General features: G+C 70.6%; 12 protein-coding genes and 1 pseudogene. 4 read left to right on the plus strand and 9 right to left on the minus strand.

All coding sequences use genetic code 11. The annotated features are described in order from the left end of the window. Positions 1 to 39: 39 nt before the first annotated feature. The 4 genes and pseudogenes from WMF43_RS23655 to WMF43_RS23670 form a co-directional block, all read right to left on the minus strand. Positions 40 to 756, minus strand: a complete 717-nt coding sequence (locus WMF43_RS23655) for a hypothetical protein (protein WP_437683394.1) — start codon at positions 754 to 756, stop codon at positions 40 to 42. Further along, positions 753 to 1988 (minus strand): AAA family ATPase, encoded by a 1236-nt coding sequence (locus WMF43_RS23660; protein WP_437683395.1) that lies wholly within the window; start codon positions 1986 to 1988, stop codon positions 753 to 755. Before WMF43_RS23660 ends, WMF43_RS23655 begins: the two co-directional genes overlap by 4 nt. Positions 1989 to 2285: 297 nt before the next feature. Then, a complete protein-coding gene (locus WMF43_RS23665) occupies positions 2286 to 2921 on the minus strand; it encodes a substrate binding domain-containing protein (RefSeq protein ID WP_437683396.1) in 636 nt (211 codons plus the stop codon). Positions 2922 to 3052: 131 nt separating this feature from the next. Continuing rightward, positions 3053 to 3175: pseudogene (locus WMF43_RS23670) on the minus strand (LysR family transcriptional regulator); the annotation flags it as partial. Between the two features lie 153 nt (positions 3176 to 3328). On the opposite strand from WMF43_RS23670, the gene WMF43_RS23675 reads away from it, so the two are divergent. Next, positions 3329 to 3904, plus strand: coding sequence for a YceI family protein (locus WMF43_RS23675; protein ID WP_437683397.1), 576 nt, complete (start codon positions 3329 to 3331; stop codon positions 3902 to 3904). Between the two features lie 7 nt (positions 3905 to 3911). Here WMF43_RS23675 and WMF43_RS23680 read toward each other — a convergent pair whose 3' ends face one another. Next, entirely contained in the window at positions 3912 to 5891 is a 1980-nt protein-coding gene (locus WMF43_RS23680; protein ID WP_437683398.1) for a RecQ family ATP-dependent DNA helicase, read from the minus strand. 48 nt (positions 5892 to 5939) lie between these two features. On the opposite strand from WMF43_RS23680, the gene WMF43_RS23685 reads away from it, so the two are divergent. From WMF43_RS23685 to WMF43_RS23695, 3 genes are all read left to right on the plus strand, one after another. Then, on the plus strand, positions 5940 to 6491 hold the full coding sequence (locus tag WMF43_RS23685) for a hypothetical protein (protein WP_437683399.1): 552 nt from the start codon (positions 5940 to 5942) through the stop codon (positions 6489 to 6491). A gap of 97 nt (positions 6492 to 6588) precedes the next feature. Next, positions 6589 to 7335, plus strand: a complete 747-nt coding sequence (locus tag WMF43_RS23690; protein WP_437683400.1) for a Uma2 family endonuclease — start codon at positions 6589 to 6591, stop codon at positions 7333 to 7335. A gap of 450 nt (positions 7336 to 7785) precedes the next feature. Then, positions 7786 to 8661 carry a PAS domain-containing protein gene (locus WMF43_RS23695; RefSeq protein ID WP_437683401.1) on the plus strand — a complete coding sequence of 292 codons (876 nt, stop codon included), beginning with the start codon at positions 7786 to 7788 and terminating at the stop codon, positions 8659 to 8661. Between the two features lie 21 nt (positions 8662 to 8682). On the opposite strand, the gene WMF43_RS23700 is transcribed toward WMF43_RS23695, so the two are convergent. From WMF43_RS23700 to WMF43_RS23715, 4 genes are read right to left on the minus strand one after another with little or no spacing between them, the layout of a single operon-like run. Then, entirely contained in the window at positions 8683 to 9945 is a 1263-nt protein-coding gene (locus tag WMF43_RS23700; protein ID WP_437683402.1) for a c-type cytochrome, read from the minus strand. Continuing rightward, on the minus strand, positions 9942 to 11306 hold the full coding sequence (locus WMF43_RS23705; RefSeq protein WP_437683403.1) for a DUF1501 domain-containing protein: 1365 nt from the start codon (positions 11304 to 11306) through the stop codon (positions 9942 to 9944). Before WMF43_RS23705 ends, WMF43_RS23700 begins: the two co-directional genes overlap by 4 nt. A 10-nt stretch (positions 11307 to 11316) precedes the next feature. Further along, positions 11317 to 12108: a hypothetical protein gene (locus WMF43_RS23710; protein ID WP_437683404.1), complete on the minus strand. Its 792-nt coding sequence runs from the start codon at positions 12106 to 12108 to the stop codon at positions 11317 to 11319. Further along, the gene (locus WMF43_RS23715; RefSeq protein WP_437683405.1) at positions 12105 to 14048 is read right to left on the minus strand and encodes a DUF1585 domain-containing protein; all 1944 of its coding nucleotides are present in this window, start codon (positions 14046 to 14048) and stop codon (positions 12105 to 12107) included. Before WMF43_RS23715 ends, WMF43_RS23710 begins: the two co-directional genes overlap by 4 nt. Positions 14049 to 14350: the final 302 nt, after the last annotated feature.

Below are 14350 nucleotides of genomic sequence, written 5' to 3' on the forward strand. Positions count from 1 at the left end.
GACATAGTCCTGCTGCCCCCGTCGATGCAGGCAGGGTCTTCAGATGAGCTCGCGGAGCAGGCGTTCAAGGTCAGGGCAACGTTTCAAAACCTGGGCTCGCCGAGCCTCATTCGGAGAAATCTGATCGCGAAGGAGATCCTCGTCATCCCGTCCCTTCTTGTAATTACGGTTCTCGATCGCCTGGAACACGTTATCCATGCAGCTGTCCGTCTTCCGATAGCGGAGAATGAAATCCGCATCCGCCAGCATAGTCGGGCGAGGGTTGCACGCATCCAAGAGCGACTGGAGCTGGTCCCGGCGCTTGTGCTTGTCAGCATAGTCGACGAGCGCATCCGGGCTCGCCACGAGTAGACTCTCCTTGTTCCAGCGAAGACAGATCACTCGCAACCGCGCTGTAGACTCGGCGTGGAGGTGGGCTTCACGAACCAGAAAATCCCACCATGACTTCTCGAGTTCGAACACCCATCGATCCAGGGCGTCGTTGTCGTCGCTGGAGGGCGCGACCGGCGCATCAGGAGCGAGGTTCTGCGGCCTGTCAGCGTCTGCGAGGCACACGAGACGATCCGGCGGAAGCTTGGTTTGCTTGAGCGGCGTCCGAAGGAGCTTCGCCACGTCGTTGATGAAGCCGCCGGTACCCTGGACGGACCTCGATTCGAGGCAGATCCCGGGTAGGCCGTTGTCGTTGCGCAAGCGCTTGATGAAGCGGTGCAGCTCCTCGCAGTACTTGTCCTCGTAAGCGATGACGATCGACCTCATGATGAAGGCTCCCCCTCGGCGGCGGGAGCCTCCAGCATGTCGTGCGCACGAAGCTCCGACATCGTGTAGTCCTTGAGCCATGCGTCGAGCAGATCGGCGTCGAGCTGCTCGACCCGGACTCCCGTCGCGCTCGAGAACTGCGTGACGCGGAGCGCGTCAGCTGGCTTTTCTAGATAATCCAGCAAACGATCAGAGTGTGTCGCCACGACGATCGAAGTATGTTCGGCCCGCGACTCCATCACCTTGACGATCCGGCGGATCGCACGAGGATGAAGGCTCCTTTCAGGCTCATCAAAGGCGATCAGCGCGGGGTGGTCCGGAGCGTGGAGCGCCGCGAGCAGCGCGAGATAGACACGCATCCCCTCGCTCATATCGTCGAGATACAAAGTCGCCCCAGAACGGTCATCGTACCATGTGAGCGTGATCAGACCCCTGCCGGGTCCCGGAGGGAACCGCATCGACTGGCACCAGGGAAAGACCGCGCGGAGGTCCGTGAGCAACGACTCCCACTCCCTCGTGTGCTCCTGCGACAGCGTATGGAGGGCGTTGAGAAGATCACGCCCCGTACTCTTGATTCGTCGCGTCATCTCGACGGGCCGTGCACCGATCGAGTCGTGCACGCCTTCGCCGCCGTCCGGCGCCGCGCCCAGCGCAAACGACGGATAGAACGCAATGGCTTGAAGGGCTTCTTTGACATGCATGGGCGTCGGATACCGCGCTTCGTCTGAAATCGCGGCCAGGACGGAGTTCGTCACGATCGATCCGTCCGAGGCGGCTGGAGCCGCCGGGTCTTTGCCTTTCGTCTGCACGTTGCTCGCCCAGCGTTCTGCCCCCCCTTTCAGCACGACGAGGGGCTTCTTGTCGGGTCCGTGCTTGTAGATCCGCACCTCCTCGTCGAGGATGGTCGGGATCGACCGCGTGCTACCAAGACGCACCATGTACTCGACAGGAGCCCCCTCTTTCTGAAAAATGGGCGATTCGTCGGAGAAGCGGACCATCAGCTCGATATCGCTGCTCGTCCCGAGCCACGCGACCGCTTCCCACCCACCGCGGTCGAGGATCGCCCGCCCAACCCGGCCGTTCGCGACAGCACAGATCATCGAGATCGCGTCAAGGATTGTGCTCTTGCCGGTGGCGTTTTCGCCGATGAGCACCAGCGGTTGCCGTGGAGGTAAAGCGAGCTCGAAGTCCTTGAGCGCGCGATAGCCCTTGATGCGGATCTTCTGCAGCATTGGGATTGTGAAGAGCTACCCCAGAGGGGTAAGAAACTCAAGCGAGAGGGGCGAGGGCTGCGAGAGAGGCGGACCGCTGCTCGTCGGGCGCGCTCAGCCGCTGCCGACGCGCGCTCGAGCTCTGGTCTGGGGGCGCCAGCCAGCTTGCCAGGAACCCAACGCCGATGCGGGATGCACGGGTTTTCTGGGTCTCCATCGCTCCCCGGGGCGCTCCGCGCCGAGCGGCCGGATCTCTGATCCATGCGGGCTCGTCGTCGACCGCCATCTCGAACCGACATCTACATGACGCGCCGGCGCTCACGGCGCCCGCTGGAGGCGCCGCGTGAGCGCCTCGACGAGGAAGTCGCGGAACGCGGCGACACGGTGGGGCAGGTAGCGCGCCGAGGGATACACGAGGTGCAACGGCGCCCCCGAGGCGACGTGCGACGGGAGCACGCGCACGAGGCGGCCTCGCGCGACATCGCGGGCGCACAGGAAGGTCGGCAGGAGGCCGACGCCGACGCCCGCCAGCACCGCGCGCCGCGCGAAGCCGAGCTCATCGACCGAGAGCGGCCCCTCGACCTCCACCGTCTCTTCCCCCGCGGGCCCCTGCAGCGTCCACGCGGCGCGGCCGCGCGTCGCGCGGAAGAGGACACATCGGTGTGAGATCAGGTCGCCGAGGCGCTCGGGGACCCCGGCGCGCTCGAGGTACCGGGGCGAGGCGTAGAGCGCGTCCTCCAGGTGCCCGATCTTCCGCGCGATGAGCGAGACGTCGCGGAGCGGACCGGCCCTGAGCGCCAGGTCGAAGCCTTCCTCCACGAGATCGACGACGCGCCCCGTGAGCACGACGTCGAAGCGGACCGCCGGGTGGCGCCGCACGAAGCGCGCCACCACGGGCTCGAGCAGCGCGATGCCGGCGTCGGCGGGCGCCGTGATGCGGATGGTGCCGCGCACCACGGCCTCCAGATCGGCGACCAGCGCGGCGGCCTCCTCGAGGCTCGCGACGCCCGCTCGTAGAACGCCGCGCCGGCCTCCGTGAGCCGCACGCTGCGCGTCGAGCGGTGCAGGAGCCGCGCCCCGAGCGCCTCCTCGAGCAGCGCGACCGAGCGGCTGACCGAGGACTTCGGCAGCCCGAGCGCCCTGGCCGCCGCGGTGAAGCCCTGCTCGTCGACGACGCGCACGAAGACGGCGATGCGGTTGTAGTCCATTGTTCGCCCCAGGAGAACAGCCCGTTCTCCAACGCCAGTCTAGTGCGTCTGCGAAGAACGAACCATGGTCTCTCCTGTGACACACGGCCCGCGCGCCCCGGAACACCGGGGTTCGGCGAGCCCCCCACCCTCTCCCGAGAAGGACAACGAGCCATGGACACCACGACCAGCACCAGCACCCCCAGCGCGATCCCTTCCCAGGCTGCCCGGTGGACGATCGACGCGAGCCACACGACCGTCTCGTTCTCCGTCCGTCACATGATGATCTCGAACGTGCGCGGCGAGTTCGCGGGCGTCGCCGGCGAGGTCACCTACGATCCGCGGCGCCCCGAGGCGTCGAAGGTCTCCGTCACGATCGACGTCGCGTCGATCCACACGCGGGACGACAAGCGCGACGCGCACCTCCGGAGCGCCGACTTCTTCGACGTCGAGGCGTACCCGACGATGACCTTCGTCGCGAAGAGCGCCCTCCGCCGCGGCGACGGGCTCGAGATCCTCGGCGACCTGACGATCCGCGGCGTCTCGCGCGAGGTGACGCTCGCGGTCAGCGAGATCTCGGGCGAGCACGCGGATCCGTGGGGCAACCGCCGGCTGGGCGCGACCGCCGCGACGAAGATCCGGAGGAGCGATTTCGGGATGAACTTCAACGCCATCCTCGAGACCGGCGGCGTCCTCGTGGGCGACGAGATCGCGATCCACCTCGACGTGGAGCTGATCAAGCAGGCGTGACGCCGCGTTATCGAGCCGCCGCCGCGGCGCCGGGGAGGGCGGGGAGCCGGCTGCACCAGTCGAGCACCTCGGCGAACCGGCGATCGACGAGGGCGCCGAAGAGCGGGTCGCGCGCGAGCTTGGCCTGGGTGGTCGCCGGGCTCGCGAGGCCGCAGAGGAAGCGCGCCGCCTGGCGAGGGTGACCCAGGGCGCCCCCGTGCGCCGCGCGCAGCGCCGTGAACGCGGCGACGTCGAGCCCCGCCGGCATCGGCGGCGCGCGCGGCGGCTCCGGCAGCCTCAGGGCGACCCGGGTGCGGCAGAAGGTGCAACGCCCGCACGCGGCGTCGAGGCGCTCGCCGAAGTACTCGGCGAGCGCGGCGGCGTGGCAGCGCGCCGAGGTGAACAGCTCGATCACCTGCCGCACGCGCGCGATCTCCGCGTCCTCGCGCCGCGCGAACCGCCCGAGGAGCTCGCCGACGAGGGCGCCCGCGTCGTCCGGCGGCGCGACCCGCACGAAGCGGTGCCGGAGGTCCGACGCCTTGAGCTCCGCGAGCCCCTGCCGCTCGAGGTACTCGAGCGCGCGCACCACCCGCTCGCGCGGGTGCCCCAGCGCGTCGGCGGCGGCGGCCGGGTCGATCGCGTACAGGACTCGCCCCTTCTTGGCGTGGGCGAAGAGCGCCTCGAGGAACCGCGCCGGCTCGCCCTTCACCGTCGCGACGACCTCCTCGAGCTTGCGGTGGAGCCGCACCTCGTAGCCGGCGTAGAACGGCGTCAGCTGCCGGACCGCGCCCATCAGCTCCAGGTAGGTCAGCGCGGTGCGGAGCACGAGCGGCCGGACGTCGTGGCGCGTCGACAGCGCCTGCAGGCCGAGCTCCACCTGGGGCGCGTCGAGCACGGCGCCGACCACCCCGTGGAGCGCCTCCGCGGTCGGCGTGTCGCCGTAGGCGAAGTTCTCGAGGACCGGAAGATCCTCGCCGCACACGAAGAGCTCGACCACCGACGGCGCCTGATCCCTGCCGGCGCGGCCGATCTCCTGGCTATAACTCTCGAGGCTCTTCGGGAGGTTGTAATGGTCGACATAACGCACGTCGGCCTTGTCGATCCCCATCCCGAACGCAATGGTGGCGACCACGACGCCGCGGTCGCTCTGCATCCATTCGTCCTGCACGCGCGCGCGCTCCTCCGCGTCCATTCCGGCGTGGTACGCGCGCGCCGGCAGCCCCGCCGAAGCGAGCTGCTTGGCCACGTGCTCGGCGGTCTTCTGGAGCGTGACATAGACGATGGTGGAGCCGGGCGGCCGGGATCTCAGGCGCTCGATCAGGATCCGGTCGCGCGCGGGCGCGCTCGCCGCCGTGGCGCGGAGCTCGAGGTTCGGCCGGTAGAAGCCGGTGACGACCGCGTGCTCCTCGCGGATGCCGAACGTGGCGCAGACGTCGCGCACGACCCCGGGCGTCGCGGTGGCCGTCAGCGCGAGCACACGCGGCACGCCGAGCGCCCGGGCGGTGTCCGCGAGCCTCAAGTAGTCAGGGCGGAAGTTGTGCCCCCACTCCGAGATGCAGTGGGCCTCGTCCACCGCGAACAGGGAGATCTTGAGCTCTTTCAGCAGCGCCGTGAACCGCTCGTTCACGAACCGCTCGGGGGCGACATAGAGCAGCTTCGTCTTGCCCGAGCGCAGGTCCCTGCGCGCCTCCGCCGCGTCGTCGGTCGACAGCGACGAGTCGAGCCGGACCGCGGCGATGCCGCGCGCCGTGAGGAAATCGATCTGATCCTTCATCAGCGCGATCAGCGGAGAGACGACGATGGTGACCCCGTCGAAGAGGAGCGCGGGGAGCTGGTAGCAGAGCGATTTGCCGCCGCCGGTCGGGAAGACCGCGAGCGCGCTGTGGCCCGCGAGCAAGGCATCCATGACCGCGCGCTGGCCCGGGCGGAGCTCGCGGAACCCGAACCGCGCCTCGAGGACGTCGAGCAGATCCGGGCGGGGGAGCGTCGGCTGGTTCAAGGGCGGCATCCTACACATCCTTCGCGCCGAGGGGGCGGCTCGTCTATCCTCCCCGCCATGACCAAGCGCAGCAGGAGCGGGCGCCTCGCGCCGGCGGACGACCTCTTCGCCGCGAGGAAGCGGAGGCCGGTCCCGCACGAGTTCGTGCTCGAGGCCCTCGCGCCGCTCGGCCCCGTGACGCGGCCGCTGTTCGGGTGCGTGGCGGTCTACGTGGAGGAGAAGATCGTCCTCGCCCTGCGCGACAAGCCCGAGCCTTCCCCGGACAACGGCGTCTGGCTCGCCACGACGGCGGAGCACCACGCGGCCCTGCGCCCGGAGTTCCCGAGCATGCGATCCATCGAGGTGCTCGGGGCCGCCGTGACCGGCTGGCAGGTGCTCCCGGCCGACGCGCCCGACTTCGAGGAGGCCGCGCTGCGGGCCTGCGCGCTCATCCGGGCGGGCGATCCGCGCATCGGGAAGGTGCCGGGAGAGCGGCGGACGCGGGGCGCCGCGGCGGCGGGCGGGGCCAGGGCGGCGGCGGCGAGGAAGGCGGGGACTGTGGCCGCCAGGAAGCCGGGGACTGTGGCCGCCAAGAAGCCCGGGAACGCGGCAGCGAAGAAGAGAAGCTGAACGGCAACTCGGTCTCTCGCGTCGGCCCTGCGTCGATGTGCAGGCGCATCGCCCTCGCGTGTGGACCGACGTGTACGCTCGGCGAGGAGGTTATCGAATGCTCGGAGCGCTCATGGGGACCATCGCTGCTGCGGTCGCCGGCTGTGTAGCAGGCGCCCACGACGACGCCGCGGACGAGCCGCTCGTCGAGGCGGTCCTCGCCGCGGCGCGGGAGCCGCCCCCTCCCCCGTCGCCAGCCATGGTCCGCCGCGCTAAGGTGCGCGCCATGGGAAGCGCCGCCGTCCGCCAGCGCATGAGCGCCGCAGAGTACCTCGCGTGGGAGCGCGAGCAGCCCGAGAAGCACGAGTACCACCTCGGCGACGTCTTCGCGATGGCCGGCGGCAGCCCGCGGCATAACTTCCTGTCGAACGCCGCCGGCGCAGAGCTCCGCGCCGGCGTGCGCGGCATGGGGTGCCACGTGCTCTCGTCCGAACAACGCATCTCCGCCAGCCAGGGGGAGCGCTACGTCTATGGGGATGTGGTGGTGGTGTGCGGCGGCGTGCAGACGGAGCCAGGCGCCATCGACGTCCTCTCGAACCCCACCGCCATCGTGGAGGTCCTCTCGCGCAGCACCGAGGCCTTCGACCGCGGCGCGAAGTGGGAACTATACCAGCGCCTCGCGTCGCTGACCGATTACCTGCTCGTCTCCCCGTGGCAGGTGCGTATCGAGCACTACCAGCGCGAGGCGGACGGCTCCTGGCGGTATCGCGTGCTCGAGCGCGGCGACACGATCGCGCTGGCGAACGGCGCGCAGGTCTCGGTCGACGCCATCTATGACGGCGCCTTCGGCCTGGAGGCGGACTGACGGCGCAGCGGGAGGCCACGGGCCTCACGTCCGCGAGGCTGGGCCGCTCGCCGCGGCGCCGCAGATTGGCTCAAAAACGTACAGCGCAGCTGTACGCCGGGACGTCCTCCACAAGGTCATGGAAGAGGTCCAGCTGCGAGCCTACCCGCAGCCGGCCCGGCGCGTCGAATCACGTTGCATGGATTTGCACGCCCACGACGCGCTGCGCGACCATGGCCTATCGAGCGCACGAACGAGGACGCGCGCGGCCGACGGTTCGCGACTGACGACGGACGATCGACGACCGACGCCCGACGCCCAACCGGTTGTAATGAGAAATGCGCTCGCCGCGCCGCCAGCCAGCAGCACACTCCCGTGTCATAGACATCACACTTTATTCTCTTGCGAAAGGGACCGACGATGACCGATAAGGGAAATAGCGTCCCTTGGGGGGAAGAGGAGCTGGCTGCGATGGCGTTCACTCTCCCTTGCATCGAGGCCTCGGACTGGAGAAGGTTCGAGCTGCTCCAGCTCGTCATCGACACCATCCCCGATCCAATCTTTGTCAAAGATCGGCAACACCGCTGGATCGCCTGCAACCAGGGCTTCTGCGCCCTGATCGGGCAACGTTATGAAGATCTGATCGGCCGCAGTGACCCGGATTACTGGCCGAAGGAACAGGCCGAGATCTTCTGGCGCTACGACGATGTGGTCTTCAATAGCGGCGAGCCGAACGAAAACGAGGAGACCGCCACGGGGGCGGACGGGGTGACACGCACGATCTGGACGCGCAAGTTCCCGATGAGGAACACGCAGCGCGAGATCGTCGGTCTGTGCGGGTTCATCACCGACATCACCGACCTGAAGCAGCGGCACCTCGACGCCGAGCGGATCGCGGCGGAGAACCGGGAGCAGCGCGCGCTCATCGACGCGCAGGCGGCGCTGCTCGGCCGCATGGCGATGCCGGTCCTCCAGGTCTGGCAGGGGATCCTGCTCATGCCGTTCGTCGGGGAGATCAACGATCGGCGCGCCGCCCAGGCGCTCGAGAGCTTGCTCGCGGCCATCGTGGACCGGGGCGCGGAGTTCGTGATCCTCGACGTCACCGGCGTGCCGGTGATCGACGCCGCGGTGGCGCGCCACCTGGTGCGCGCCGCGCAGGCGGCGGATCTCCTCGGCTGCCGGAGCGTGATGGTGGGCATCAGCCCGGAGACCGCCAGGATGCTGGTCGGCCTCGAGGTCGACCTCAGCCGGATCACCACGCAGGGCTCGCTCCAGAGCGGGCTCGCGTACGCGATGGCGCGCCTCGGCGCGCAGCGCCCGGCCGTTCAGGGCCGCCCGCGCGCGTAGCCGCGGGGGCTCGGGCGCGCCTCAGCGCCCGCCCTGGATCCACGCCGCGATGGCCTCGCGGTCCGCCTCGGAGAAGTCGAACCCCGGCGGCGGCATGTCGCGCTCGACGATCACCCGCTGCTGGATCGCCGTCCGGCGCGACACCCACGCCGCGTAGGTGGACAGATCGATCCCCGCCGGCCCTCCCGGCTGGTGGCACCGGCTGCACGCCGCCTCCATGATCGGCCGGATCCGCTGCTCCCAGAGCGCGCCCTCGTCGCCCTGCGGCGCGTCGGCCGAGAAGCGCAGGAGCTCGCCCCCGGCGATGGCCCACACGTCGCCCGTGCTCGCCGCGGTGAGCCGGGCATCCAGCGGGAGCCCGAGCCCGGCCGATCGGACCACCACGCCGGCCGAGAGCAGGCCGAGCTCGGGGCCGACGGCCAGCCACACGCGGTCGCCGGACGTGACCAGCCCGTGGATCGAGGCGCCCGCCTCCTCGACCTCGTAGAGGAGCACGAGCGCGCCGTCCTGGTCCTCGCCGTACAGCGAGCTCGCGGTCGAGGCCAGGAGCCGGCCCTCCGGATCGAAGGCGACGTGGGCCGCGCCGGGCAGCGCGAAGGTCGTCACCTGGCCGGCGGCGAGGTCGAAGGCCTGGACGACGCCGGCGCCCGCCATGGCGACGCGGCCGTCCTCGCTCCCGGCCAGGCTCTCGAACGGCGCCATCGCGTAACGCGTGACCTTCTCGCCGTCCGCGACCGCCACGCCCTCGGCGAGCCCGAACACCGCGCTCCCGCCGCTCGTCGCGGCGGCGAGCACGACGTCGCGCTCGAGCCCGTACCGCGCCGAGATGCCCTCGACCCCGACCCGCGGCTGGACCCGGTACACGCCGCCCTCGGCGTCGATCCCGACGGTCCAGCGGCCGCCGCCGCCGTCGCCCGCGGGGATCACCGCGGACGTGCGCCAGGCGACCTTCGTGGGATCGGCGCTCGCGACCTCGCCGTGCTCGAGCACCACGGCGCCCTTGCTCCCGAGGACCACGACCGTCTCGCTGCCGTCGACGACGCTCGCGACCTCCCCGACCTCCGCGTCCGCCCGGTTCCAGACGACCGGCTGGACCACGAGCGCCCCGCCGGGCGCGCCGGGATCCGGGCCCTCACCGGGATCCGGGTCGTCACCGGGATCCGGATCGGCCTCGTGGTCCTGGTCCTCCGGCGCGGGGGCGCCCGGCTCGCGCCCGCCGCACGCCGCCGCGAGCAGCACGCCGAGGGGCACGCCGAGGAGCAGCCGCCAGCGGGCCGCGCTCATGTCGCCAGGAGCTCGGGCATGATCTCCCCGTCGCGCAGGTACTTGCTCGGCTCGATGCCGAAGGCGCCGAGGAACGTCGCGAGCACGTCCGCGGGGCTGATCGGCCGCTCGCCGTCGGAGAACGCCCGCGTCGTTTCGGGCAGGAGCTGCTCCTCGTCGCTCTTGCCCACGAGGGAGCCGCCCTTGAACCGGGGCGAGAGGATGAGCGCCGAGTTGTTCGGGTAGTGGTCGCGCCCGCCCGCGGAGTTCATCATCGGCCCGCGGCAGAACTCGCTGATCACGAGGATGTGTGTGTGATCCGAGAGCCGCTCGCCGTCGAGCGTCGGGTGCGGCGACGCGTCGAGCGCCTGCACGAGCGCCGCGATGAGGTCGAACGCCTCCTGGAGCATGAGCGCGTGGTTCTGGTAGTTGCCCGTGTGTGTGTCGAAGCCCTGGAGGCCGAAGCTCGCGCACCGCACCACGTCGCGCTTCAGCGCCTCGACCGCGAACGCCGCGCTGACCGCCTCGGCGCCGTGGAACCTGCCGCCGTAGTCGAACGCCGGCTGCGCGCGCCGGAGCTCGCTCGCCGTGAACACGTCGCGCAGGTCGTTCGCGAGGATCCGCCGCAGCGACTCGTACTGCAGGGTCAGGCCCTCGTAGACCTCGGGGTAATACGCCATGCCCGCGAGATCCCTGGCCTCCTGGACGAGGAGCTCGGAGATCGCGTCGCGCTCCTCGGCGCGGTCGTACCGGGTCGATCGCGTCAGCGACTTGCCGATCGCGCCGATCGAGTCGACGAGCACCGGCGTCGCGCGGCGGTCGAGGTTCTCGCCGACGAACCACGACGGGAAGCGCGCCGAGACGAGCGGGAAGCGATCCCCGAGGCCGAGCTCGCTCGCGAGGATCGTGTCGATGCTCGGCGACACCGCGCGGCTGCCGACCAGGTGCTGGCCCGTCGCCGAGAACACGGTGCCGTCGGGGTGGCTGACCGTGTTCATGGCGATGCCGTTCACGAGGGTGAGCCGGTCGTGGAGATCCGCGAGCGCGCCGATCGCGGGGCCGAAGACGAGGTTGCTGCCCCGCGGCCGGACGGGCTCGAAGGTGGACGCGCCCGCCTCGAGGGGCCGGTTGACCCAGCGGCGGAGGCCCTCGGTCCGCAGGTTCTCGGTGCTGGGCGGGTCGACGAGGCCCCGCCGCTCGTTGCGTGGATCGGACCAGAGGAGCACGTCCCAGCCGCCGGCGATGTCGATGAAGATGAAGTACTCGTGCTCTCCGGCCGGGGGCGCGGCGAGCGCGCGCAGCACCGGAGCGCCGGCGGCCGCGAGCGCCGCGGCGCCGGTCATCGCCTTGAGGAACGTCCTGCGGTTCGAGCAGCATGCCATGGTCGGCTCCTCAGTAGAGGACGAACTCCGGATGACGGACGAGCCCGTAACAGACGGCGGCCCACGCCGCCTGCTGCGGGCTGAAGCGCGAGGCCGGCGCCCCGGTCTGGGTGCGCCGCGCGAGGATGTCGCGGAAGACCACGCGGAAGCGGCTCGTGCGATCGGTCGGGGCGAGGGCCGCCGGGTAGCCGAGGAAGGTCCGGTGCAGGACGTCGAAGCGCTCGGCGAACTCCGCGTCCGTCGGCGGCGCGGGCGTCATGTCGAAGGCGAACACGCGGCGCGCCGCGATGGCCGGCGGCGGCGGGCTGCTCCGGAGCTCGACCTCGGCCTTGCGGACGCAGAGGGCGACGCCGAGCCGCTCGAAGGTCGCGAGCATCAGCGTGTTCGTTTGCGCCTGGCGGCTCACGTCGAGCTTGTAGTCGGGCAGGCCGAGCGAGCTCTGGTAGTCCGCCCAGCGATCGAACACCGAGCCGGCGTCGTCGCCGCGCGCGATCGCCTCGACCTCGAGGGGCGTGAGATCGTCGCCGAAGAACCGCAGGTAGCTCTGCAGGAACACCTCCGCCGGCACCACGCGCGGCCCCTGCTTCGGCGTGTGGTCCTGGAGATCGGCGTGGCCGGGGATGGCCGCCGCGGGCACGCCCACGATCGGCTCCTCGGCCGGCGCCTGGGTCGGCGTGGCGGTCGGCGTGGTCGGCGTGGTGGTCGGCGCGGGGGGCTCGGTCCCCGCGGGCTCCGGCTTGCTGGTCGAGCAGCCCGCGAGCAGGGCGAGCGCCGCGGCGAGCGACAGGATCGCGGCGGTCATTGCGCGCCCCCGTTGCGCCAGGCGGCCGGCGCGAGGTTGTTCGCGTCCTTGTAGGCGGCCGCGCGCACGAGCGCGCGCACCAGCGGCTTCATGTGGTAATCGCCGCCCACGAACGCCTGCTCGACCTGGGCGAGCAGCGCCGCGTCGTCGCCGGTGACGGGCCGGCCGAGGAACGACGACGTGACCTTCTCCGCGACGCAGGGGGCGAAGCGCTCGGAGCTCACGATGTGCCGGCCGAGCCCCGCCGGCCCCTCCTCCGCGTGCTCGTGCGACCCGTACGCGCCGCGCAGGCTGGCCGAGGTCTGGCTGGTGAACGCCGGATCGTAGAAGTTGTCGCAGCCGCGCTGGGCCGCGCCGCCGGCGGGCGCGCCGCACTTGTCGCTCTCCAGGGGGAAACGCGCGCCGGGCAGGAAGGTCCAGTCGCTCTCGACGACGCGGCTGAAGTAGGCGGCGAGCGGCTCGAGCGAGACGTGGCAGCCCGAGCAGCCGGGTCGGATCATGAGGTTCGACTCGTTGGAGGGCGGCAGCTTCGTCTCGGTCGAGACGAACTCGCTGCAGAGAAAGACGTTGTAGAGCGCGTGCGCCCGGCCGCGGCGCGAGCCGTACTTGGTCAGGAAGATGGGCATGGTCATGAGGCCCGACGCGAGCGGCCCGCGGTCCTCGACCTTGACCCAGGTCGCGGTGTCGTGGGGCAGGAGGTCCCGCGGCGCGCGGTCCGGCTCGAAGAGCGAGACCGGGTTGACGTAGCCGAAGAGCTGCCCGCTCAGGTAATCGGCGCTGCCGAACTCGCCGCCGCAGCAGGTGGAGGGCGCGATCCACTGGTAGAACTGCGAGAGCGGGCCGTTCACGTACGTGTACTTCGCCGTGAGCACCTCCCGGAAGTCGCGGTCCTCGGCGACGACGCGCTCCAGGAACTGCACGGCCTCCTGGCCCCACCAGAAGCGCGACCACGCGCCGGTGAACTCGGGATCGACCACGGTGGGCCGCTCGGCGCCGATCGGCGCGGCGAGCGGCACGGTGAACCCGCGCCGCTCGAGGAACGGGCCTGCGGTGGGCAAGCAGCGCTCGAGGCCGGGGCCGCAGCCGCACTCGTGGGCGAGGGTGACGGAGGTGCCGCTCAGGCAGTCGATCGGCTCGTTCGGGTGCGCGCGCGCGTATTCGGTGTCGTACGGCAGGGGGAGGATCCGGTCGTAGGGCGGCGGCGTCCCGAGCGGCTGGGGCCTGCGCCCGGTGACGAAGACGGTGCCGCGCAGCGCGGTCTGCGCCTCTTCCCGGCAGACGCGCACGGCCTCGACGGGCGTCGTGCCGTCCGGCTCGAAGAGCAGCTCGTTCGTCGGGGTGAAGTTCGGGTAGAGGCGCGACCAGGCCGCCGGGTCATACCGGTCGATCGGCTCGGGCGAGCGGTAGTCGCGGTAGAGCCACCAGGGCCTCACGAGGACGGTGTTCCGGTCGAGCACCTCCTGCGAGACGGGGACGGCCGTTCCGACGCCGTTCGCATACTTGGGGAACTGGAGCCCCGTCTCGGCCTTGGTGAAGCAGAAGTCGCCGTCGGTCTCCGGGCGCTGGCGCCGCTGGAGCAGGCGGAAGTAGACGAACATCGGCTTGCCGTCGGGCCCCAGGATCTCGTGGCGGCGGAGGAGCGACGCCTTGGGCACGAACTGGAACGAGGGACCGACGTCGAGGCGCAGGAGATCCATGTAGATGCGGCGGATCCGCTCGGCGTAGGCGCGCTGATCGAGGCGCGCGTCGATCCACGCGTCGAGATCGAACCCCGGCGACTCGAGCGCGGCGATCTCCTCGCGGGTCGGCATCCTCCCCTGGAGATCGATGGACAGGGCCCGGAAGTAGCGATAGTCGCCCAGGCTCGGCGCCGCCGCCGCGCTCCTGCCGAGGAGGGCCACGGGGAGCAGGAGGGCCGCGGTTCGGCTGGCTCGTCGCATGGAGTGCTCCTAAGTGACCGGATTAAAAGGAGAATTTGCCCGCACACGAGGGCTTGTGTGGGGCCGAGATCCGTCCGTCGCTCGCGCTCGCCGCATCGAACCACGTGGGATGCCTTCTCCCCACAGGAGGCGCGAGCTCTCCCCCGTCGCGTCGCGATTCGCTGCCTTGTCCTTAAAATACGACCGTTTTCCGGTAATCGTCAAGCGCCCTCTGCGTAAACATCTCTCCTCAATGCCCATCCTGCGACGACGGATCGGCGGTATGTCTCTGTGCAGTTCGTTCGTTGTGCCTCGGATGTGCT

Origin of the sequence: Sorangium sp. So ce131, assembly GCF_051519095.1 — a bacterium.
Taxonomy (GTDB): Bacteria; Myxococcota_A; Polyangia; order Polyangiales; family Polyangiaceae; genus Sorangium.